Consider the following 21291-nt stretch of genomic DNA (forward strand, 5'->3'; position numbering starts at 1 on the left):
CGCGATCGAACCCAGCACCGATATCTTTTTGCGTGAAAGACTCATATTTGATAACGATAATGGCGGGGGACGACCTGATCACGGTACTCGGGAACAAATACAACACGGACATCCTGAGCGCGACGGGGGACGCCAAGTCGGCTCAGGACCTGAGCGAGGAGCTGGAAGTCCCCATCGCGACGTGTTACCGGCGGATCAACGAGCTGGAGGAGGCGGACTTGCTCGAGCTCCACGACCGGCCCCTCTCGGACGAGCACCGCCGCGTGAAGGTGTACCGCCGGAAGGTGGACGGCGTCGACGTCGACTTCCGCGACGGGCTCACCGTCGAGATCAAGGAGCGCTCCGCGGTCAAGAACCGTCTCGACGACGTGTGGCGCGACCTCTCCGCGAGGGGAGATTGAGTCAGAACGACGGCTCGTCCGACCGGCTCATCATCGAGAACCCGCCCGCGCGCTCGTGGACCGTGATCCCGCCCTGTCCGATGTCCATCGGGAAGATGTCCGTGTCGATGTCCTGTTTGCGCATCTTGGCGACCCAGACGTAGCGGTTGACCCCCGAGTCCGTCGGCGTCTGGATGAAGTAGATGTTGCCGTCGGTGAGGAAGTTCTCCAAGCCGACCTCGGTGTCGGGAAACACCGCGCCCTGCTCGTTGATCAGCAGGGAAGTGAGCCCGTTCGCCTTGAGGATGTCCGAGAACTTCAGCAGGTACGTCCGTTTCTCCTGTTCGTCGTCGAAGAACAGCTGGAACATCGACAGCGAGTCGAGCACGAGCCGGTCGAACTCCTCGCCCTCGATCGTGTCGAGCAGCTTGTCGACGGCCGTCGAGAAGTCCGTCTCTCGAAGCATCTGGCGCTTGTCGAGGATCACGATCTCGCCGTCGTCGACTAACTCGCCGAAGTCGTCGAACCCGACCGACTCGGCGGCGGCGCGGATGTCGGCTTCGTCCTCCTCGAAGGAGACGTACACGCCGCGCTGGTCGTGGTCGGTGACGCCCGTGTAGAGGTACTGGATCCCGAAAATGCTCTTTCCGGTGCCGGGGTTCCCGGAGATCAGGACGGTCGATCGCTCCGTGATGCCGCCGGTGAGGATCGAGTCGAGCCCCTCGACTCCGGTAGAGACGAGTTCTGACATTCGCCTTGGCCTTCGCGTCGGGAACATATAAAAGACGGTCCGTTCGAACCGCCGTACCGAACGCGAGGACGACCCGGTCTCCGTGACGGAGGGGACGGCGATAGCTTTATTCGTCGACACGCCGCCACGTCCAGTATGCCCGGTGAAACGTACCCCGTCGCCCTCGACGGTGATCGACGGTGAGCGAAGCGACGGTCCTCGTCGTGGAGGACGAGCCGGACATCTCGGCGTTGTACGCCGGCTTCCTCGAGGAGCGCTACGACGTTACCGTGGCCGAAACGGCCGCCGAGGCGATGGACACCGTCGACGAGACCGTCGACGCCGTCCTGCTCGACCGGCGGCTCCCCGACGGGAGCGGCGACGACGTGCTCGAATACATCCGAGAGAACGACCTCGATTGCCGGGTCGCGATGGTGACCGCGGTCGAGCCCGACTTCGACATCATCGGCATGGGATTCGACCTCTACTTGACGAAGCCGGTGAGCCGGGCGAACCTCCTGGCCGCGCTCGAGACGCTTCTGACCCGCGACGAGTACGACGACCTCCTCCAGGAGGCCGCGGCCCTGGCGAGCAAACGTGCGGTCCTCAAAGCACAGAAACCGACCGCCCAGCTCGACGGGAACGAGGCGTTCGACGAACTCGTCTCCCGGCTCGACGAGCTCAACGCCGACATGGACGCCATCGCCGAGTCGCTCTCGACGGACGACTACCGCGCGATGTTCCGGGACATCGGCGAAGCTTGACGTCCCCCCTGCTTCACGAGAGCTGATCGCCGACCAGCGCGTCCGCCGCCGCGAGGAACGCGTCGCGTTCGTCGATCGGGATCGTCGCGCCGGCGGCGACGTCGTGGCCGCCGCCGTCGCCGCCCACGGACCGGCTCGCCTCCCGCATCACGGCCGAGAGGTCGAGTCCCTGTCGAACCAGCCGCCCGGTCCCGCGCGAGGAGACCTTCAGCTCCTCCGCGTTCTTCTCCGCGAACGCGACGACGGGCTTCGAGCGGTCGACGGCTGGCGACCCGGCGGCCATTCCGGCCACGATCCCGACGATGGTCTCGCGGATCCGCGAGCCGGCGTCGAACCACTGGAGGTGCTCCTCGTGGGTCACGCCCTCGGATTTCACCCACTGGAGTCCCTCCGAGAGGTTCCGTCTGTGGTTCCGAAGCAGCCGTCGTGCCTCCGCGAGCGCCGCGTCGCGGTCGCCGAGACAGACCGCCAGCCCCACGTCCGCACGCTCGTACCGGGCGGTCGCGTTGAGCAGCGTCGAGAACTCGCTGACGTCCCGAAGCTCGGTGCCAGATTCCTCTCCGAGCAGCGTGTAGGAGGTGCCGACGAGCGTCTCGATCCGGTCGGCCGGAACGCCCGAGGCGACGGCACGCTGCATCAGCGCGGAGACGAGCGTCCGGCGCTCGTCGCCGTCGAGATCGACCCAGCGCCGCCACTCTCCGTCGCGTTTCACCTCGACGTCGAGGTCCCGAAGGAACCCGATCGCGCCCGCCTCGTCGTTGGATATCCCCGGGATCTGAACGTCCGAGGCGTACTCCAGCAGCTTCGGGAGCGGACGCGTCTGTCGGCCGTAGAGGTCGAGGTCGGTGCGCTCCTCCAGGACGCCCGCGTCGACGCCGTCGGCGACGATCGCCTCGTTCGCGCCGACGAGCCCGCCCCCGCCGTCCTGCATGTCGCCGACCGCGCCGACGACCGCCAGCCCCGCCAGGTCGCGGTTGTCGCCGTCGGCGTCCTCGAGCGCCCGGGCGAGGACGTAGCTCGCGCCCGCCCCCGAGAGCTCGCTCGCGCCGTCTATCCCCTCGAGAAGCGGGTTGAGATGGAACTCCGTGTCGTCGTCGGCGGGCCGGTGATGGTCGGCGATCACGGGAACGAAGTCGCCGCGGGCCTCGTGGTCGGCGATCACGTCGAGCTGTCCGGAGCCGAAGTCGGTGAAGAGCACGACCTCGAACTCGCGGGCGGCGATCCCCGCGACCGACTCGGCGTCGAGCCCCTTCTCGAAGACGACCTCGTGGTCGATCCCGGCCCGCGCGAGCGCCGACGACGCGACGGCGGCGCTCGTGAGCCCGTCGGCGTCGATGTGTGAAGCGAGCAGGACGCGGTCGGCCTCACGTAGCCGGTCGGCGCAGGCGCGGGCCCGTTCGCCGAGAGCGGGAACCGGAATGTCGGCGGCTGCCATTACCGGCCGATGGGTCGTCATGGGGGATAAACGCACGTTTCGCTCGACGCGTTACCGTGTCGATCCGTCCCGGGTTCCTCGAATCTCACCGTTCCACCGTCAGGGACCTCACCGTTCCACCGTCAGCTCGAGCCGGGCGTCCCGTGCGGAACGTCCGACCTCGACGGCGTACTCCCCGGCGTCGACGGTCCAGCCGTCCTCGGGGTCGTACCGGGAGAACGCGAGGTCGTCGAGCCGCACGGTGACGGTTTCGCTCTCGCCGGCGGCGACGGCGACGCTCTCGGCTCCGGCGAACTCGCGGACGGGGCGGTCGACGCCCGCGACGTCCGGCGGACGGACGTACGTCTGGACCACCTCGCGGCCGTCGCGGTCTGCGACGTTCGCGACGGTGACCGTGACGGCGACGTCGTCGAAACGCTCATCGCCGCCATCGCCCTCCTGGACGACCTCGAAGCTCGCGTCGCGATACTCGAACTCCGCGTACGAGCGGCCGTGGCCGAACGGGTAGGTGGGCTCGGGGTCGCGGGCGTCGAACCAGCGGTAGCCGACGAGGACGCCCTCGTCGTGGCTGACGCGCCCGTCGACGCCGGGGAAGCGCCGGCGGTCGGCCGTCGGATACGCCGACTGCGGCGCGAACGTGACCGGGAGCCGACCGCCCGGGTCGACGTCCCCGTACAGGAGCGCCGCGAGCGCGTCGCCGTGGACCTGCCCGGGGTACCAGTTGAGGAGGACCGCGTCGACCGCGCCGCCCCACGGGAGTTCCACCGGGCCGCTCGCGGCGATCGCGACGACGGTCCGGTCCGCGGCCGCGGCGACCGCCTCGATCAGTTCGTCCTGGCTGCCGGGGAGGCCGAGCTCGTCCCGGTCGAGCGCCTCCGTCGTGGTGTCGCGGACGACGACGACGGCGACGTCCGCGGCCTCGGCGGCCGCGACCGCCGAGTCGATATCGTCGTCGAGGTCGTCGGTCGTGGAGTCGTCCTCGGTATCCGTCGCGTCGACGGGATCGGCCACATCGTCGGTATCGGTCACGCCGACGGGGTCGATCCCGTCGGCGCTCTCTCCCGTCTCCTCCTCTCCGCCCGTCACGAGGTCGAGCATCGAGACGCCCTCGATCGGCGGGTGACCCGGGACGACGGTCACGGCTCCGTCGGCGCGCGCCTCGAGGCCCTCCCGCGGCGCGGTGCTCGTCTCGGGTGTCGTCTCCGAGGAACCGCCCCCGCCGAGGACCGGCTCGTCCACCGTGGGGCCGACGAGCGCGACGTCGGCGTCGGCCGGAAGCGGGAGGGATCCCTCGTTCTTCAGCAGGACGGACCCGCGCGTCGCCACCTCGAACGCGGTCCGGCGGTGGGCCTTCGCGTCGACCTCGACGGGAGAGCGGTCGCCGTCCAACACCCCGGCCCGGTCCATCGTCCGGAGGACGCGCGTTGCCATGTCGTCGAGCCGCTCCCGCGGGAGCGACCCGTCCCGGACCGCCGCCGGGAGCGTCTCGTCGAACGGCTCGCACGTCTCCGAGTCGGGCATCCCGCGAGCGATCTCGGGTGGGATCGGGTCGTCGGAGGCGGGGGCGTCGTCATCGCCGTCGTCCGCCATCGCATCCGACGTCCCCCCCATCGGGACGCCCGGCATCTCGACGTCGAGGCCGGCGGCCGCGGCGTCGACCGCGCCCTCGGTCCCGTACCAGTCGGAGACGACGTAGCCGTCGAACCCCCACTCCCGCTTCAACACGTCCGTCAGCAGTCGCCGGTGGTCGCTCATCCGGGTCCCGTTCACGCGGTTGTACGCCGACATCACCGACCCGGCACCGGCCGCGACCGCGGCGCGGAACGACGGGAGGTACAGCTCACGGAGCGCCCGCTCGTCGATCTCGGCGCTGACCGTCGCACGGTCCGTCTCCTGGGCGTTCGCGACGTAGTGTTTCGGCGTCGCGATCACGCCCTCGGACTCGATCCCCTCGACGACGCTCGCGGCGGTCGCGGCGGACGACACGGGGTCCTCGGAGAAGTACTCGAAGTTCCGCCCGCCCTGCGGGACGCGGATCAGGTTCGTCCCCGGCGCGAGCAGGGCGTCGGCCCCGGCCGCCCGGGCCTCGCGACCGAGCGCGGCTCCGTGTTCGCGGGCCAACTCGTCGTCGAACGTCGCTGCCAGCGCGATCGGAGCGGGGAACGCGGTCGCCGATTCGTCGGGGATCCGGACGCCGAGCGGCCCGTCGACCATGCAAAGCGGGGGGACGTCGAGCCGTTCGACGCCCGCGAGGTATCCCGTCGCGCGCCCGGTCGGGTCCGTCGTTCCGGAGACGAGACGGACGGTCTCCTCGAGCGTGAGCGCCTCGACCAGCCCGCGAACCGGCGTGTCCTCGGTCATGACTGACCGTCGGTCGCCCGGCCCAAAGGCGTTCGGTCGACGGCGGACGGAAGCTCGTGGCCGGCGGAACGCGGCCAGCAGACCGTAGCCACCAGAACGCGAACCGCGCTCGACCCCGACCGCGGCCGGGTCCGGCAGACCTTGCCGTAACTGACAGTTATAGACGCCTAAAGATATATGCGCTACATACATGACACGTGGGTTCGACACCCGGAGTCTCCACGCCGGATCGTCCGCCGATCCGGCGACCGGGGCTCGCGCGACGCCGATCCATCAGACGACGTCCTACGAGTTCGAGGACGCCGACTCGGCGGCCGATCTGTACGCGCTCCGGGCGGACGGGGACGTCTACTCCCGCGTCTCGAACCCGACCGTGCGCGCGCTCGAGGACCGCCTCGCCGACCTGGAGGGCGGGTCGGGAGCGGTCGCGACCGCCTCCGGAATGGGGGCGTTCGACGCGATCACGACGGTTCTCGCGAGCGCGGGCGACAACGTCGTCGCCAGCGAGGAGATGTACGGCGGCACCGCGACCCACCTCACGAGCGTCGCGAACCGCCGCGGGGTCGAGGCCCGCCTCGTCGGCACGACCGACTACGAGGCGTACGACGACGCCATCGACGACGACACCGCCTTCGTCCACGTGGAGACGATCGCGAACCCCTCCCTCGTCACGCCCGACTTCGAGCGTCTCGCGGGGATCGCCCACGCGAACGCGGTCCCGCTCGTCGTCGACAACACGTTCGCGACGCCGCACCTCTGTCGGCCGATCGAGCACGGCGCGGACGTCGTCTGGGAGTCGACGACCAAGTGGATCACCGGCAACGGCACCACCGTCGGCGGGGTCGTCGTCGACGGCGGCACCTTCCCGTGGGACCACCCCGAGGCGGAGTACGCGGAACTCTCGGGCGAGTCGCCGGCGTTCCCGATCGACTTCGTGGAGCGGTTCGGCGACGCCGCGTTCGCGAACGTCGTCCGCCAGCGGGCGGTCCGTCCGACGGGGAGCCAGCAGTCCCCCTTCGACGCCTGGCAGACCCTCCAGGGCGTGGGAACGCTCCCGCTCCGGATGGAGCGCCACTGCGAGAACGCCCGACGAGTCGCCGAGTTCCTTCGCGAGGACGACCGGGTCGACTGGGTGACGTATCCAGGGTTCGAGGAGCACCCGACTCACGCGAACGCGAACGAGTACCTCGACGGCGGGGACGACCCCGACGACGGCGACGACCCCGGGTCCGGCTACGGCGGGATGATCACCTTCGGGGCCGCGGGGGGTTACGCGGCCGCGAAGACGCTCTGTGAGTCGGTCGACCTCGCGAGCTTCCTCGCGAACATCGGCGACGCGAAGACGCTCGTCATCCATCCCGCCTCCACCACCCACGCACAGCTCGACGCGGAGGCGCGGGCGGCGGCGGGCGTCCGGGAGGACATGGTCCGGCTCTCGGTCGGCATCGAGGACCCGGACGACGTGATCGCCGACCTCGACGCGGCGCTGTCGGGGGCGGTGAACGCCTCGGGGACGGACGACGGAACGGGGAGGGAGTGAGGATGGCGGCCACGCCCACCGACGCCGGCGTCGCGACCCTCGGGGAGTTCACCTTCGAGTGCGGGCAGTCGATCCCCGAGCTGCACGTCGGCTACGAGACGTACGGCGAGTTCGACGGCGACAACGTCGTCCTCGTGTGTCACGCGCTCACCGGCAGCCAGAACGTCGCCCGGACGCCCGAGCGCGACGCGGACGCGGGACAGGCCGGACAGGCGCGCGCGTGGTGGGACGACGTGGTCGGCCCGGGAAAGGCGATAGACACGACCGAGTACTACGTCGTCTGTGCGAACGTTCCCGGTTCCTGTTACGGCACCTCGGGGCCGGCCAGCGAGCGCCCGGCCGATCTGAACCTCCCCGGCGACGAGCCCGACCACGACCGCTGGGGGACGGCGTTCCCGCCGGTTCAAGTCGAGGACTGGACGCGCGCACAGCGCCGCCTGCTCGACCACCTCGGCGTCGGCCGGCTCCGGGCGGTCGTCGGCGGGAGCGTCGGCGGGATGAACGTCCTCGAGTGGGCGAAACGCTACCCCGACGACGTCGACCGTATCGTTCCCGTCGCCGCCGCGGCCAGGCTCGACGCGCAGTGTCTCGCGCTCGACGCCATCGCCCGCCGGGCGATCCGGTCGGACCCGAACTGGAACGGCGGCGACTACTACGGCGAGGGTCGCGAGTCGCCCGACACCGGGCTCGCGATGGCCCGGCAGATCGGCCACGTGATGTACCTCTCGAAGGCGTCGATGGAGCGGAAGTTCGGCCGACGTTCGGCCGGCCGGGACTCGCTGAGCCGGGAGGAGGGTGACCTCGGACTGGCGGCCGATCCCGCGGCCGCCTTCTTCCCGTACCGCGAGGTGGAGTCGTATCTCGACTATCAGGCGGAGGGGTTCGCGGAGCGGTTCGACGCCAACAGCTACCTCTACCTCACGCGCGCGATGGACGAGTACGACCTCGCCGCCGGCTACGGCTCCGATGCCGACGCGCTCGCCGCCTTCGAGGGCGAGGCGCTCGTGGTGAGCTTCACCGGCGACTGGCACTTCACCGTCGAGCAGGCCGCCTCCGTCGCGACCGCCTTCCGCGAGCGCGACGTCCCCGTCGCCCACCACGTGATCGACTCCGACCACGGGCACGACGCGTTCCTCGTCGAGCCCGAACACGTCGGCCCCCCGCTGCGCGACTTCCTCGCGGACGGGGTCGAGGGGCACGCGGTCGACGACCAGGGTGGCGACGGCTCCCCGCGAGACGAACCCGACCGCGACCCGGACCACGCCCCCGTCCACTCCAGCCTGTTCGGCGGGTAACGCTGGCAGATGGCGAGTCGGATTCGGTGGTGAAACCATCGTAACGATCGACGTCTCGCGGTGGCGCGCCTGCGAGCGCCCGCAAGGGTGCGAGCAGAACGCGAGGGACGCGGCGAGGGAGGTGCGAGTGGAACGAGCACCTCGGTTGCGAGCGGTGAAACCGCGAGCAACGAGCCGCGAGGTTGGGGAGGTGTGAGGTGCGGGGCTGTGCAGTTGGGTGGGATTCAAAGGGGCAGCCGCGAGGAGCGCGCAGGCGACGCAAGCACTGGAAGGAGCGAACGAAGTGAGCGACTGAAGCGCACAGCGAGCGTGCGCGCTCCTCGCGGCTGGGGCTTTGGAGGTGTTCTCCGCGCCAGCGACGATTATTAAACGGCCGGAGTACACTCGAAGCGATCGCGTCCCAGAGATGGGCTCGGGCGGGTTCGAACCTCACTCACTCCGCTCGCTTCGTTCCCTGCTTCGAACCCGCCCTCGCATCACGTCGCCGTCGCTCGCGGATCGCTCGCGACAGCGACAGTGGGCTCGGGCGGGTTCGAACCGCCGACCTCAGCCTTGTAAAGGCCGCGTCATAACCAGCTAGACCACGAGCCCCCGTCGAGGGAAGCCGCCGCGAGCGGAAAACGGTTTCTACTCAACGTCGACAGAACTCGTAAGACCGCCCGAACGCCGTCCGATCAGCCTGCTACCGGCGTCTCGAGACACGGGGTGACGGCCTGATGGCGGTCGCGTCCGGGCCGTTCTGCGGAGCGCTCGGCTGTCGCGACGAGGCCGACCACGTCATCCGCCTCGAGGACGGTCGCGAGCGTCCGACGTGTGCGTCGGACGCTCGCGACGGGACGGTGATCCGCGATGTCTGAAGACGACATCTCCGCGCGTGACGCCCTCGCCGTCGCCCAGAGAGCGCTCGCTCGTGTCAACGACTTCGAAGAGCGGATAGATCAGCTCGAAGCGTCGCGTGGAGAGCTCCAGGAAGACCTCACCGCGGTGAAGCTCCGGCTCTCGGAGATCGACGAGGATCGTCCGTACGAATCGCTGTCGATCAACGAGAAGGTCGGCATGGTCCGCGAGCACGCGTTTCGGAAGGCGACCGACCGCAACGGACGCGCGAAGTTGGACTACGACGACGTGATGTACGAGGTGTTCGACGGGAAGCCCGGATCGAAGCACTGCTACAAGCTCATCCGGCTCGCAGCGGGACTCGACGCAGACGAGAAGACCGGCGGGACGATCCCGGGGTTCACCGCTCGCGACCCCTCGAGCGGCAACTACCACCTCGCCGTCGACGCTGTCGAAGCCAAGCGCGGCGAGGTCTTTTTCCCGAGAACAAAACCCGACGGGGAGGGGGTGGCCTGAGCATGCCCTCGTTCGCCCGCGGTATCCCACCTCCGTTGTACTGGATGAAGATCCCGTTGTAGATCAGTCTGTAAACAACTGTCCGCTAGCCGAGAGGCCGTCGTTTAGGCCGACGTTTGGCCGACGTCGACGGTCGCGGACAACGCCGCGGTGGCGTTTGTTCTCGGGAAAAAGACCACACGATGTCCACCACCCACGACCGACGCAAGGAGACCGAGACACTGACCGAGACGCTGATCCGATTCATGCGGGAGCGGTGCCGTGACGAGCTCGGGACGCTCGCCCAGCGCTACCCGAATGAGCAGCGGTCGCTCGTCATCGACTACGACGAGCTCTACGAGTTCGACCACACGATCGCCGAGGACTACCTCGCGGAGCCCGAGCAGACACGTGAGTACTTCGAGGAGGCGCTCCGGCAGTACGACCTCCCGGCCGACGTGTCTCTCGATCGAGCTCACGTGCGCGTGGCGAACCTCCCGGCTGAGTACACGCACTATCCAGGGCACTTCAGTCCGACCAAGATTCACCGCGACGAGCCGTACATCAGCGTCGAGGGTGAGATCGTCGCGGCGAGCGACGTCCACCCGAAGGTGACAGAGACCGCGTTCGAGTGCAAGCGCTGCGGGACGAAGACCTACGTCCCGCAGACGGATCGTGGCTACCAGGAACCACACGAGTGTCAGGGATGTGAGCGGCAAGGGCCGTTCCGCGTCAATTTCGAGGAGTCGGAGTTCATCGACGCCCAGAAGATCCGTCTCTCGGAGCCGCCGGAGGTCGCTGGCGGTGACGGGCAGACGATCGACATCTTCGTCGAGGATGACCTCGCCGGCGAGGTGACGACGGGAGACCGCGTCGCTATCACTGGACACCTCCACCTCGAGCAGCGCACCAAAGGCAACGAGAAGAAGTCGACGTTCGAGCCGTATCTGAACGGCCACGCCATCGAGATCCAAGAGTCGGATCAGACGACGGTCGAGGTCTCGCCGAGCGAGCGCGAGGAGATCGCCGACATCGTCGACGGCGAGCTGGGCGATCCTCTCGAGGTCGCTGCCCAGTCGATCGCGCCCGGTGTGTTCGGCGAGCAGTACGACCACATGAAGTGGGCGATCGTCCTCACCGTGGTCGGCGGCGACTGGGTCGAGGGGAAGGACGGGAGCGTCGAGCGTGGCTCAATCAGCATGCTCCTCGTGGGTGATCCGTCGACGGGGAAGTCCGCGCTGATCAACCAGGCCGAGTCGAACGCGCCGCGGGCCGTCGGTGTCTCAGGGAAGGGCGCTCGCGAGGCCGGCATCACCGCCTCGGCCGTCCGCGACGACTTCTCCGATGGTGAGTGGACACTCAAAGCGGGTGCGTTCGTGAAGGCGAACGGCGGGATCGTCCGGATCGACGAGCTCGACGACATGCCGCCGGACGTCCGGTCGGCGATGCTGGAGCCGATGGCGAACGGGAAGATCAACGTCTCGAAGGCCGGGATCAACGCGACGCTCCAGACGCGCGTCGGCGTCGTCGCCGCAGCCAACCCGAAGTATGGTCGGTTCGACCCGTACGAGCCGGTGGTCGAGCAGGTCGAGCTCGGCTCGACGCTCATCTCACGGTTCGACCTCGGGTTCACTGTCACCGAGACGGACGAGGTCGACACCGTCAAACAGGTCGCTCGGGACATCGTCGGCCGTCGCGAACACAAGAAGCGCCTCGACGTCGCCCCCGAGACGATCGAGCCGGGGGAGACCGACAAGTACGACCCGCCCGTACGCAGCGAACTCCTCCGGAAGTGGCTGGCACTCGCGAGCGATCAGCCGTCACCCGTCATCGCGAGCGAGGAGCTGGAGCAACGGATCGCCGACGAGTTCTCTGACTTCAAGACGAAGCACATGGGCGAGGACGCGCCCGTCCCGGCGACGTGGCGCGACCTGGAGGCACAGCTCCGGCTCGCCGAGGCAGCCGCGAAACTGGAGTTCTCCGAGACGATCGAGGAGCGGCACTTCAGGACGGCGCTCTCGCTGACGATGCGGTCGATGCGGGACTTCGGGATGAACGAGGACGGTGAGTTCGACGCCGACATGCGGGAGTCGGGGACGTCGAAGACCCAGCGTGACCGTATCACCGTGCTCGAGGACATCGTCGAAGAGCAGTGTGCTTCGGGCGACACCAACGGCACCGCTGTCGAGGACGTCCTCGGGGAGGCAGAGGCCGAGGGGATCGACCGCAACCGGGCAGAGAAGACGCTCCGGAAGATCAAAGAAGAGATCGGGTCGCTGTACGAGCCGACCGATGGGACGCTCAAGTGGCTCGGGAGGGCGTGACCATGCCTGCCACGAGCCAACACAACGAGCAGGCGGCCACGACGCCGAACCCGTTCCCCGGGCCGGCCGCAGAGTACGGCGAGAACCCGGCGCGGTTCCTCGCGAACGAACGCGTCGTCGACGATGGCGATGGCACGAGGGGCGAGCTCATGCTCGCGCGGATCCGCGGGCTCGAAACCATCGAACTGTGTGGGTTCTGGCTCGCCGTCGAGCGAGCGCTCGCGAACAAGGAGGGCCGGGAGCCTCGCGACCGTGTCGAGCGCGCGATCCGTGAGCGGAAGGCGCACCTGGAGGAACACGGCGAGGGGCTGCCGCAGGCCGGGATGACGTCCGCCGAACGTCGAGAGGCTGCCGCCGACCGCGACAGCGAGTCGGCCGCCGTGCTCCTCGACGAGGATGGCGAGGAAGTCTCGTGGAGTCGACAGCGTGGCGCGTCCGTGGGGGCGAGCCGATGAGTGATCAATCCGACGGAGGACTTGAACGCGAAGAGTGTGCCGAGTGCGGGGGTCCGATCGACCCGACCGAACCGGGGCACTACAAGAGCGCGGACGACGAGACGTTCGTTCACTCGGTGTGTTTCGAGGAGGGAGAGCCGTCGAAGGTCCTCGATCTCCTCGACGAGTACCCGTTCAAGCGGCAGATGGGGCGTCAGTACGGTTGCGGCCACTACGCTCACGGACCACCGGCAGATCTCCCCGACGAGTGTCCTGAGTGCGAGGTGCCGGCTCCATGACGACCGACGTTCAGATCTGCTCTGATTGCGGCTGGCAGCGGTCGGGTAGTGACAAGATCAACCCTCACAGGAAGCAGTGCCCGAAGTGTGGTGCGTACTTCTTCGGCCGGGAAGAGATCCAGTGGTTCGGCGGAAATGAACCGGGGTACAAACCATGACGAGTGATCGATCCGGAGACGGAACCGAACGCAATTCCGACCAGTCCGACGGAGGTGAGCGATGAGCACCACCGACCTCGTCCAGTGCGGCTACTGCCATCGCACGATCAAGCGGTACGCCCGAACACCACACGGCCGCCGGTACTGCCCGGACTGCGGCGCGATCAAAGCTGAGGACCAGCGATGAGCGAGCGCTACCCTGAAGAGGTCGTCGAGGCGGTTGCGAAGCGCTGGCGCATCCCCAAGCCCGAGGCACGCCGCCTGCTCGCGACGAGCGACATGGAGGTGGATGCGTGAGCCTCTTCGAGGACGTCGTCGAGGCTCACTACCAGGCGGCCACCTACCGCGACCACGTCTCCGGGCCGTGTGAGGTCGACACGCTCGTCGAGGCGCTCCAGGAGGTGACGCCGCAGCATCGCGACGACGCGGTCGTCATCCTCGACCGGCAGTCGGCCGCAACGATCAGCGAGCACCTCGGAGACGACGTCCATGTGACGGTCGAGACTCCGCATGCCCTCCGAGAGCACGTCTATCTCGTTCCGAAGCGGATCGAGCAGGCGCTGGGTGGCGAGACGATGGTTCTCACCGAAGGGAGTCAGACACGGTTCGGGCTCGTGATGGATCCGAGCTGCGTCACCTACGCGAACGAGGTCATCGACCCGGCCGGCGTCGTCGGCATCTCGTGGGTGGTCGACGATGAGTGATGATACAGAGGCGGAGATACTGTACGTCGCTGGGCGGCAGAACGGCGGTGGCGGGTCGCGTAAGGCTCACACAACCGATCAGTGTCCGATGCTCAAACAGGCGAATACAGTTCTCGAACGTCCTCGAGACACCTTTGCATCGGAGCCGGGCTGGTGTAAGGTCTGCACCGAAGGTATCGACCGACCGGATTCGCAGGATGTCTCGCACTACAACGCGCTCGTCGCTGCTGCGTCGGAGGCCGATCAATCATGAGACAACAAACTCGCGAAAAGGCACTCACAGAACGGCAGTTCGAGCGGCTGCTCATCGGCGCGATGCGGATAGAGAATCCCGAACAGGCGATGGAGACGAGGGCGATGCTGCTCATCGGTGGTCGACTCGGCCTCCGCCCAGGCGAGGTCACCCATCTCGACGCCTCGTGGGTCAACCGCCGCCGAGAGATGTTGTCGATCCCGGGTCACGACTCCTGCTCAAAAGGCCGCGACGACCAGCCCTGTGGATACTGCCGTCAGGCGGCTCGCCAGCAGGTCAAACACGACGACAGCAAAGAGTTCGAAGACGTCGTCGACACCTATTGGAACCCGAAGACCGACGCCGCGGTTCGGGATGTCCCGTTCGGCTGGGATCAGCGCATCTCAGTCGCGATCGAGTGGCTGATCGACACGCACGGCGGGTGGCCGTACTCGTTCTCGACGCTCCAGCGCCGACTTGAGATGGCGCTTGAAAAAGCCGATGACCTCGAACCAGAGGACACCAGCCTTCATGGGCTCCGTGGGACGGCCGCCTCTTATCACGCCGGTCGTGGACTCGACTCCGGGCCACTTCAGTCGATGTTCGGCTGGAGCGATCTGTCCACCGCGAAGAACTACATTGCCGTCGACGGCGAGATGACGGCCCGGGCTCTTGGTGAGGTGCACTGATGAGCGATACAGAGTGTTGTGTGGTCTGTGGAGCGCCACGAGAGGAGTTCATACAGGCAGTCCTGATCGGAGAACTAACCGTTGCTGAAGTGAACTATGACCGAGAAGAAGAAGATCTGGAGCCAATCTGCGGCCGTCATGACTGTAAGATAGCCGTCTCCGAAGAGTTGATAGATATGTACGGGACGCTCTCGAAAGCAGCGCGCTTCGGTGGGCCGGGGTGGCGAAACCTATGACTGACGCCGCCCTCGGCGACCTCGACCGACCCACCCGCGAGCAGCTCGCCGACCTCCCGCCGACGGCGTCGCTCGTCTACCTCGAACTCTACGCCGCCGACGGCCCGCGGACGCTTCGCCAGCTCACGTACCGGATGGCTCGCCCGGAGACGTCGATCCACCGCGCCCTCCGGCAGCTTCACGACGAGGGGCTCGTCTCGTGTGACCCTCGCCACACCGATCCGCCGTCGTCGGAGTGGAGTGTTGACGGGTGACTCCCATTATGGGATTCATGCGACGACTTAACCGTTGGGCCAAGCAACGAGGAGATGACGACGCATCGCCACAAGGTGCCAAGGCGCTACAAGTTCATGACCACCCGAGAGTGGGGCCGTGGGGGAGGCTACGTATAGAGAACCACCGATGATCGATTTTCAGGAAGACGTTCTGAACGACAGCCACATCTGTCGGAACTGCTTCGCGCTTCGGCGCCGGGCAGTAGAGAAGACTCTCCGCTGGGAAGGCTCGACGACCTATCACGAGCGGGTACGCTGGAACACGGTCGTCGACGACATCCCTGACGTGCCTACCTCGGAGTCGCGGACGCTCTTTTGCGAGTGTGGCGCGCCATCGGCGTACGTCCGTATCTGGGAAGACCACGAGATAGATGCGCCACGCCTCCGAGAGTTCTTGAAGAACCTTTACGAGGCACTCACGGCGAAGGGGTACGATGTCGACGTGCGCCAGCTGGCTCGCGGTGCTGATGAGGCGTATCACAAGATGCCACCAGCAGGCATTCCCGGTCGCGGGATCGGTCCACACCAGCCTGACGATATCCTCGAGATCGACGCAATCCTCAAACAAGCCGTCGGAGAGGGCATCCAAGAACCGCCCGATAAGCAGGTGATCAACCGGTGAGCACAACGTACACAGGCGAACGGTGGAGAATGAATCGATCGGCTGCTCTAGCGAGGGACAACCGCCGGTGTCAGGACTGCGGTGCTCGTGAAGATCTCCATGTCCATCACATCGACCCGGTCCGAGATTTCGCAGACTCGAAGGAGGCGCACTACCTCGAGAACCTGGTGACGCTTTGTAAATACTGCCATCCGAAGTGGGAGGGCCGAGACGGGGGGCCGGTTCTCTTGTCACCGTCTGCTGGAGCGCATCTGGCCGATGTCGTAGAAGGACTCGTGATGGATTGGGTCGATCGAAACTGGGTGCGGCTCTCCCCAGAATCCGCGTTCACAACTGCCGTCTGGCACAACAGTAGCGCCTGCAACAACTGCTTTTCCCGGTTGGACGGCAGATCTGATTGCTCGGTGTGCGGAACGAACGGCTCCGCAACACCGGAATCCGATTCCAAAAATCAAGTGACGAAACGAGCGCGACGTATCGGCGATCGCCTCGAGGAGCAGGACATCGCTGTCGACCGGCCAGCGCTCCGTCGAGCAGTTCGGACGCTCAAGTCGAAGCCGGAGCTGGAGGCGCTCGACACGGAGATCTACGAGCGCGCCACGAAGATCGCCGTCCGGAGGGCCCAGCGATGAGCACGTCGCAGTACAACCGCGTCGCGTTCGACTTCGCCGGTCGCGATCTCGTCGGTACCGTGGCCGACTACCTCGCCGCCGGCGATGTCTCCGGGCCGGACGGGCTCCTGGTCGTCGACGTCGACGGCGCTCGCTACCGGGTCGCAGAATCGGATGCCGAGCCACTGAGGTAGACCCCGATCGCGGGTTCGACTCCCGCGAGTGGCTTTCCCCGAGGGCGTGGTCTCGAAGTCTTTTCGACGCCAGGCCAGGTCAGCGCCCGAGGGGAGTGTTGAGACACACGAGTGGCCGGCAGTGCCTCTCGCGAGGGACGACGATCGTGTTCCATTCCACGTCTCCTGTGCTGACCAATTCACAAGTCCGGCCACCTTGCGACGCCACTGGTGTGGTCACGGACGGTCCTATGGGCTCGGGCGAAACCAAAGCCTGAGACGGGCCTACCCCGTGCCGGGTTCGATCCCCGGCGTCGCTCTCGAAGATGTCTCGATCTACAGACAAGCCGCCGATCCCGTCGCGGTATCGCCCGGACCGTTGCTCGGAGTGTGGGTGTCCGTCCACCTCCGCAGTCCCGTGCGACTGTCAACCCTACGCGGATGTATCATGAGCATTTCAGCACCTTCCCGGCCGTGGTACTGCCGGGACGACGTCGTCGACGAGTACAAACAGACGCTCGCGGAGGACGGTGAGCAGCTCCCGATGATCAAGACGCTGAAGATCATCCGGGCGATCATCGTCAACGTCGGGCTCTTCGCCGGCTGGCTCTACGCACTATACCTCGGCGGCGACCCGACGATCATCACGGTGTTCGCACTCGCCGTGGTGGGGGCGTACAACGGGCTCGAACTCGGCGACTACCTCGCACTCGTCCAGGCCTACAACGAGATCCAGACGGAAGCGAACGACCAGGACGACTGATCCGCCATGACTGAAGACCTCACCAGCATCGACGGCGTCGGCCCGGCGATAGCGGAGCAGCTGCGCGAGGCCGGCTTCGAGACCGTCGCCGACGTCGAGGGCGCGACCGTCGACGAGCTCGCCGACGTCCACATGCTGGGTGAGTCCTCGGCCGAAGCGATCCTCGAAGGCAACGACGAGCCACATGGCGGCCGAGACTCGACGTTCACGGACGAGCTCGCACGGCGCGCGATCAGCGCTGCCGAGAAGGGAAAGAGTCAGGCTGGTATCGAGCGCGAGGTCGGTGTCGGCGACCGGACCATCTTCGGCGACGACGGCTGGATCGATCAGGAGTTCACGTTCGTCGACGAGGATGGCGAGCAGCGTCAGTTTTCCCGCGCTCTCAGGCGCGCGCGAGGCCGGGGTGAGGACGACTGGATCCACCAGGGCCGCGACGAGGACGGCGACTCGTCGTTCGCGAAGTTCATGCTCGCGAGCTCGTACGACTACAAGAAGACCGAGAAGCGCGAGGTCACCGGCGACGGCGGTGGTCCGGTACAGGTCACCTTCGAGGAGGAGGTCGTCGAGACGCCGTGGGAACCTGACGAGGGGGGCGAATGAGCGCAGCGACAGCGACCACCGTCGAGTACAAGTGGACGAACTATCAGGCCCACGTCCGCGACACGCTCGAGGCGGGCGACGTCGACTTGGTCGCGCTCCGGACAGGCTACGGTGGCGGGAAGTCCCGCTGCGGCGGGCAGTGGATCCACCGCGGGGCGATCGCCGACACCCAAGGCATGGGCGAGAGCCTCGTCCTCGCGCAGGACTACCAGAAGGGGAAGTCGACGACGTACTCGGTCTTCTTCAAGATCCTGCCCGGCGAGGAGACGAACCCGTTCAAGGACGGCGACCCGGAGAACAGCCCAATCGTCGACACCTGGCACTCGAACGACAAGCGCCTCGTGTACGTTACGGGCCACGTCGCGTGGCTCGGCGGCGCGGACAAGTGGAACCGCTTCGCCGGCGGAGAGTACTGTCGCATCTGGTGTGACGAGGTCGGTCACTACCCACCGAACACCGACCTCTACGAGCTCCATGAGATGCTCATCACGCGCCAGCGGACGGAGGTCGGCCCGAACACGACGCTGTGGACGTCGACGGGGAACGGGTTCAACCAGTTCTACGACATCACCGAGCGGCAGGTCAACGGCGACGACGAGCCACTCCCGTGGGCTGACCAGATGGACGTCGTCGTCGCGTCGACCGAGCACAACACGCTGCTCCCACCGGACGGCCTCGAGAAGATCCGCCGGCAGTTCAAAGGGACTGCCCGGGAGGACCAGGGCCTCCACGGCGGCTTCGCGGCTGCTGAGGGGCTGGTGTACGACGACTTCACGCGCAACACTCACGTCGTCGACGCCGGCGATGTCGCTAGACAGCTCGTCGAGGACCGCGCGATCTACGGCTACGACGCTGGGTGGGACGACCCACGAGTCGTCGTCGACGTCCGCCAGACGCACGCCGGCCAGTGGGTCGTCTGGGATCACTACTACGAGACGGAGTCGCGGCTCGCCGAGGTTGTCGACCCCGACGACGTCCTCGAGGGCCGTCGGCCATGGATGATCGGCCGGCCGAAAGGGCCGATCTACTCGGAGCACGAGCCGTCGCACATCCAGCAGTTCCGGAAGGCCGGCTGGTCAGCGGTGAAAGCTGAGAAAAGCCTCGACGGCGGCATCGACCACGTCCGCGATCGTCTCACCACTGACGGTGAGGGGCGGCCGGGGCTGTTGGTCACCGAGCGCTGTACCGACCTCATCCAAGAGTTCCTCTCGTACAAAGAGGAGCACGTCGGCAAGAACGGCGCAAAGGATCACGCACTCGACGCTACCCGGTACGCGCTGTTCACGCACACGCCACGTCGGACTGACGATGACGACTCCAGCGGGGTAAGCTACCTATGAGTTCTGACACCACTGACGACGTCGAAGAGGAGATCGAGCTATCGATTGAGGGTGTCGGCGGCAACAACGCGCTCTCGAAGGCGGACACGAGCACGCAACTGCCGTCGCGACGCGTCCGGTCGCTCAACGTCGGCGTCAAGCCGCCGTACAACCCACACTATCTCGCGTCGTTCCTCGAGAAAAACGAGACGCATGCGGTGTCCATCCGCAAGAAGTCACGGTGGGAGGTCGGCTTCGGCTTCGATATCGTCCCGGCGCAGGGCCTCGACGCCGACGAGGCTGACGACCAGGAGCGCGCGGTCGCCGAAGCGTTCTGGCGCGGTCGCGATTCGAAGTGGCTCACCGGGCCGAATCAGTCGGCCGAGCCGACGACGCCCGAGGAGGTGATGGAGCTCGCCCGACAGGACTACCACAGCGAAGGGTGGCTCGCGCTCGAGGTCCTCACCGACATCGAGGGGCGGCCCGTCGGTCTCGCGCACGTGCCGGCACCCACTGTCCGCGTCCGCCGGCCGCAGTCCCGATACGACCAGCCTCGGCACCCCGAGGACGGAACGTTCGTCGGTGGCGAGGGCGCGCATCTCGCGAGTCGGGGCTACGTTCAAAAGCGCGATGGAAAGCGACGCTACTTCGGTGAGTTCGGCGACCGCTACCGAGGTGTGGACGTCGAGATCGTCGGTGGCGAAGGTGACGATCCGAAAGTGCGGTACGACATGCCCGGGGAGAGTGCGGACGAGCAACCCATCTTCGTCGACCGCGAGACGGGCGACGTCGCGACCGGCTCCGCTGCGGAGCTCGACAACGAGCCAGCGAACGAGCTCATCTTCGTTCGCAACCCCTTCCCGACCGAGCAGGACTACGGGATCCCTGACTGGGTGAGCGCCATTCGAACGATGTCTGCCGACGAGGCTGCGAAGGACTACAACCGAGAGTTTTTCCAGAACGACACGATCCCGCGGATGGCCATCAAGGTCACTGGTGGGACGCTTTCCGAGAAGTCGAGGAGCGATCTCCAGAAGATGCTCGACGGCCTTCGCGAGGAGTCACACCGCGCCGTCATCCTCGAGACCGAGGAGTTCTCACAGAACCTCGACGAAGACGTCCAGATCGAGATCGAGCCCATCGGCCAGGGGATCAGCGAGGAGATGGACTTCCGGCAGTTCCGCGAGAAGAACGAGCATGAGATAGCCAAGGTCCACGAAGTGCCGCCGATCCTCATCGGGGTGACCTCGACGTCGAACCGCTCGAACTCGAAAGAGCAGGTGCAAGACTTCGCGACCGAAGTGGTCCAACCGGAGCAGCACAAGTTCAGCGAGCGGCTCTACCAGACGATCCACCAGGTGGCGCTGGGCGTTAGCGACTGGACGATCGAGTACGAGCTCCGCGGCGCAGACAACGAAAAGGAGGAGGCACAGCTGGCCGAGCAGAAAGTCCGGGCGATGCGTCTCGCCGGCGTCGGGACCGTCAACGAGGCGCGCGTCGAGCTCGGACTCGAGCCGTTCCCGAACGACGACCCACGGGGCGACATGACGCTCGCGGAGTTCGAAGCCGAGACGCAGCAGGGTGGCGGGGGCGGCGAAGACGAGGGCGACGACGGGTCCACCGAGGCGGCTGCCGCACACGCGCCGCCCCAGGAAAACAAGGTGGGTGAGCGTGACTGGCCGGCGGTCAAGTCCGATCTCCTAACGAAGGATCCGATCGAGCAGATGCAGTTCTCGAGCTCGAACCTCGACGAGGGGCTCTACGACTTCGGCGAGAACGAACTCTACCTCTCGTTCCTCCGCGGCGACGGCGAGTCGTCGCTCTACGTGTACGTCGACATCCCGACGAGCGAGTGGAGCGCACTGGCCAACGCCGGCAGCCACGGCAGCTACCACTACGACAACATCCGTCTCGAGTATCCGTACATCGAGATCACGAACTTCCACTCGCGACTGCCGGAGGGGCCGTCGCCCGATCCCGAGGACGTCCCCGACGACGTTCCGTCCGATATCTAG

Annotated in this window: 26 protein-coding genes and 1 tRNA gene; 23 read left to right on the plus strand and 4 right to left on the minus strand. The window is 66.8% G+C overall.

Features of this window, described 5'->3' with window-relative positions; all coding sequences use genetic code 11:
- The first annotated feature begins 59 nt into the window (after window positions 1-59).
- On the plus strand, window positions 60-401 hold the full coding sequence (locus EAO78_RS14565; protein WP_122106563.1) for a helix-turn-helix domain-containing protein: 342 nt from the start codon (window positions 60-62) through the stop codon (window positions 399-401).
- A 1-nt stretch (window position 402) separates the two neighbouring features.
- Here the strand turns inward: EAO78_RS14565 and EAO78_RS14570 are convergent, their stop codons facing one another.
- Window positions 403-1131, minus strand: a complete 729-nt coding sequence (locus EAO78_RS14570; protein ID WP_122106564.1) for an RAD55 family ATPase — start codon at window positions 1129-1131, stop codon at window positions 403-405.
- 179 nt (window positions 1132-1310) lie between these two features.
- On the opposite strand from EAO78_RS14570, the gene EAO78_RS14575 reads away from it, so the two are divergent.
- Window positions 1311-1874 (plus strand): HalX domain-containing protein, encoded by a 564-nt coding sequence (locus EAO78_RS14575; RefSeq protein WP_122106565.1) that lies wholly within the window; start codon window positions 1311-1313, stop codon window positions 1872-1874.
- Window positions 1875-1887: 13 nt separating this feature from the next.
- On the opposite strand, the gene EAO78_RS14580 is transcribed toward EAO78_RS14575, so the two are convergent.
- A complete protein-coding gene (locus EAO78_RS14580; protein ID WP_122106566.1) occupies window positions 1888-3309 on the minus strand; it encodes a DHH family phosphoesterase in 1422 nt (473 codons plus the stop codon).
- A 108-nt stretch (window positions 3310-3417) separates the two neighbouring features.
- Window positions 3418-5670 carry a beta-glucosidase family protein gene (locus EAO78_RS14585; RefSeq protein ID WP_122106567.1) on the minus strand — a complete coding sequence of 751 codons (2253 nt, stop codon included), beginning with the start codon at window positions 5668-5670 and terminating at the stop codon, window positions 3418-3420.
- 190 nt (window positions 5671-5860) lie between these two features.
- On the opposite strand from EAO78_RS14585, the gene EAO78_RS14590 reads away from it, so the two are divergent.
- Together EAO78_RS14590 and metX are read left to right on the plus strand one after the other, a co-directional pair.
- Window positions 5861-7210 carry an O-acetylhomoserine aminocarboxypropyltransferase/cysteine synthase family protein gene (locus tag EAO78_RS14590; RefSeq protein ID WP_122106568.1) on the plus strand — a complete coding sequence of 450 codons (1350 nt, stop codon included), beginning with the start codon at window positions 5861-5863 and terminating at the stop codon, window positions 7208-7210.
- 2 nt (window positions 7211-7212) lie between these two features.
- Window positions 7213-8505, plus strand: coding sequence for a homoserine O-acetyltransferase MetX (gene metX, locus EAO78_RS14595; protein WP_122106569.1), 1293 nt, complete (start codon window positions 7213-7215; stop codon window positions 8503-8505).
- 517 nt (window positions 8506-9022) lie between these two features.
- On the opposite strand, the gene EAO78_RS14600 is transcribed toward metX, so the two are convergent.
- A tRNA-Val gene (locus EAO78_RS14600) sits at window positions 9023-9096 on the minus strand.
- Window positions 9097-9221: 125 nt separating this feature from the next.
- Here EAO78_RS14600 and EAO78_RS18235 point away from each other — a divergent pair.
- The 19 genes from EAO78_RS18235 to EAO78_RS14665 all read left to right on the plus strand — a co-directional run bounded on the left by EAO78_RS18235 (window position 9222) and on the right by EAO78_RS14665 (window position 21291).
- Window positions 9222-9362, plus strand: coding sequence for a hypothetical protein (locus EAO78_RS18235; RefSeq protein ID WP_203227899.1), 141 nt, complete (start codon window positions 9222-9224; stop codon window positions 9360-9362).
- The gene (locus EAO78_RS14605; protein ID WP_122106570.1) at window positions 9355-9858 is read left to right on the plus strand and encodes a hypothetical protein; all 504 of its coding nucleotides are present in this window, start codon (window positions 9355-9357) and stop codon (window positions 9856-9858) included. Before EAO78_RS18235 ends, EAO78_RS14605 begins: the two co-directional genes overlap by 8 nt.
- A gap of 182 nt (window positions 9859-10040) precedes the next feature.
- The gene (locus EAO78_RS14610) at window positions 10041-12161 is read left to right on the plus strand and encodes a minichromosome maintenance protein MCM (protein ID WP_122106571.1); all 2121 of its coding nucleotides are present in this window, start codon (window positions 10041-10043) and stop codon (window positions 12159-12161) included.
- Window positions 12162-12163: 2 nt separating this feature from the next.
- Window positions 12164-12616, plus strand: coding sequence for a hypothetical protein (locus tag EAO78_RS14615; RefSeq protein ID WP_238987715.1), 453 nt, complete (start codon window positions 12164-12166; stop codon window positions 12614-12616).
- Window positions 12613-12894: a hypothetical protein gene (locus EAO78_RS14620; RefSeq protein WP_122106573.1), complete on the plus strand. Its 282-nt coding sequence runs from the start codon at window positions 12613-12615 to the stop codon at window positions 12892-12894. Before EAO78_RS14615 ends, EAO78_RS14620 begins: the two co-directional genes overlap by 4 nt.
- A complete protein-coding gene (locus tag EAO78_RS17940; RefSeq protein ID WP_162498080.1) occupies window positions 12891-13052 on the plus strand; it encodes a hypothetical protein in 162 nt (53 codons plus the stop codon). Before EAO78_RS14620 ends, EAO78_RS17940 begins: the two co-directional genes overlap by 4 nt.
- Window positions 13053-13113: 61 nt before the next feature.
- Entirely contained in the window at window positions 13114-13239 is a 126-nt protein-coding gene (locus EAO78_RS18630; protein ID WP_275263225.1) for a hypothetical protein, read from the plus strand.
- Window positions 13240-13345: 106 nt separating this feature from the next.
- Window positions 13346-13756 (plus strand): hypothetical protein, encoded by a 411-nt coding sequence (locus EAO78_RS14625; RefSeq protein WP_122106574.1) that lies wholly within the window; start codon window positions 13346-13348, stop codon window positions 13754-13756.
- Complete coding sequence (locus tag EAO78_RS17745; protein ID WP_136516515.1) at window positions 13749-14009, plus strand: hypothetical protein; 261 nt, start codon at window positions 13749-13751, stop codon at window positions 14007-14009. Before EAO78_RS14625 ends, EAO78_RS17745 begins: the two co-directional genes overlap by 8 nt.
- Window positions 14006-14677, plus strand: a complete 672-nt coding sequence (locus EAO78_RS14630) for a tyrosine-type recombinase/integrase (protein ID WP_122106575.1) — start codon at window positions 14006-14008, stop codon at window positions 14675-14677. The genes EAO78_RS17745 and EAO78_RS14630 overlap by 4 nt, the downstream gene beginning before the upstream one ends.
- Window positions 14677-14913 carry a hypothetical protein gene (locus tag EAO78_RS17750; RefSeq protein WP_136516516.1) on the plus strand — a complete coding sequence of 79 codons (237 nt, stop codon included), beginning with the start codon at window positions 14677-14679 and terminating at the stop codon, window positions 14911-14913. Before EAO78_RS14630 ends, EAO78_RS17750 begins: the two co-directional genes overlap by 1 nt.
- A complete protein-coding gene (locus EAO78_RS14635) occupies window positions 14910-15167 on the plus strand; it encodes a MarR family transcriptional regulator (RefSeq protein ID WP_122106576.1) in 258 nt (85 codons plus the stop codon). The genes EAO78_RS17750 and EAO78_RS14635 overlap by 4 nt, the downstream gene beginning before the upstream one ends.
- 118 nt (window positions 15168-15285) lie before the next feature.
- Entirely contained in the window at window positions 15286-15810 is a 525-nt protein-coding gene (locus tag EAO78_RS14640) for a hypothetical protein (protein ID WP_136516517.1), read from the plus strand.
- Entirely contained in the window at window positions 15807-16442 is a 636-nt protein-coding gene (locus EAO78_RS18505) for an HNH endonuclease (protein ID WP_122106578.1), read from the plus strand. The genes EAO78_RS14640 and EAO78_RS18505 overlap by 4 nt, the downstream gene beginning before the upstream one ends.
- Window positions 16439-16615, plus strand: a complete 177-nt coding sequence (locus EAO78_RS18250; protein ID WP_203227900.1) for a hypothetical protein — start codon at window positions 16439-16441, stop codon at window positions 16613-16615. Before EAO78_RS18505 ends, EAO78_RS18250 begins: the two co-directional genes overlap by 4 nt.
- Window positions 16616-17042: 427 nt before the next feature.
- Window positions 17043-17357, plus strand: coding sequence for a hypothetical protein (locus EAO78_RS14650; protein ID WP_122106579.1), 315 nt, complete (start codon window positions 17043-17045; stop codon window positions 17355-17357).
- Window positions 17358-17363: 6 nt separating this feature from the next.
- Window positions 17364-17957, plus strand: a complete 594-nt coding sequence (locus EAO78_RS14655; protein WP_122106580.1) for a helix-hairpin-helix domain-containing protein — start codon at window positions 17364-17366, stop codon at window positions 17955-17957.
- A complete protein-coding gene (locus EAO78_RS14660; protein WP_122106581.1) occupies window positions 17954-19297 on the plus strand; it encodes a hypothetical protein in 1344 nt (447 codons plus the stop codon). Before EAO78_RS14655 ends, EAO78_RS14660 begins: the two co-directional genes overlap by 4 nt.
- On the plus strand, window positions 19294-21291 hold the full coding sequence (locus EAO78_RS14665; protein ID WP_122106582.1) for a phage portal protein: 1998 nt from the start codon (window positions 19294-19296) through the stop codon (window positions 21289-21291). Before EAO78_RS14660 ends, EAO78_RS14665 begins: the two co-directional genes overlap by 4 nt.

This window comes from Halobellus captivus, assembly GCF_003697845.1.
In the GTDB taxonomy this organism is placed as follows: Archaea; Halobacteriota; Halobacteria; order Halobacteriales; family Haloferacaceae; genus Halorubrum; species Halorubrum glutamatedens.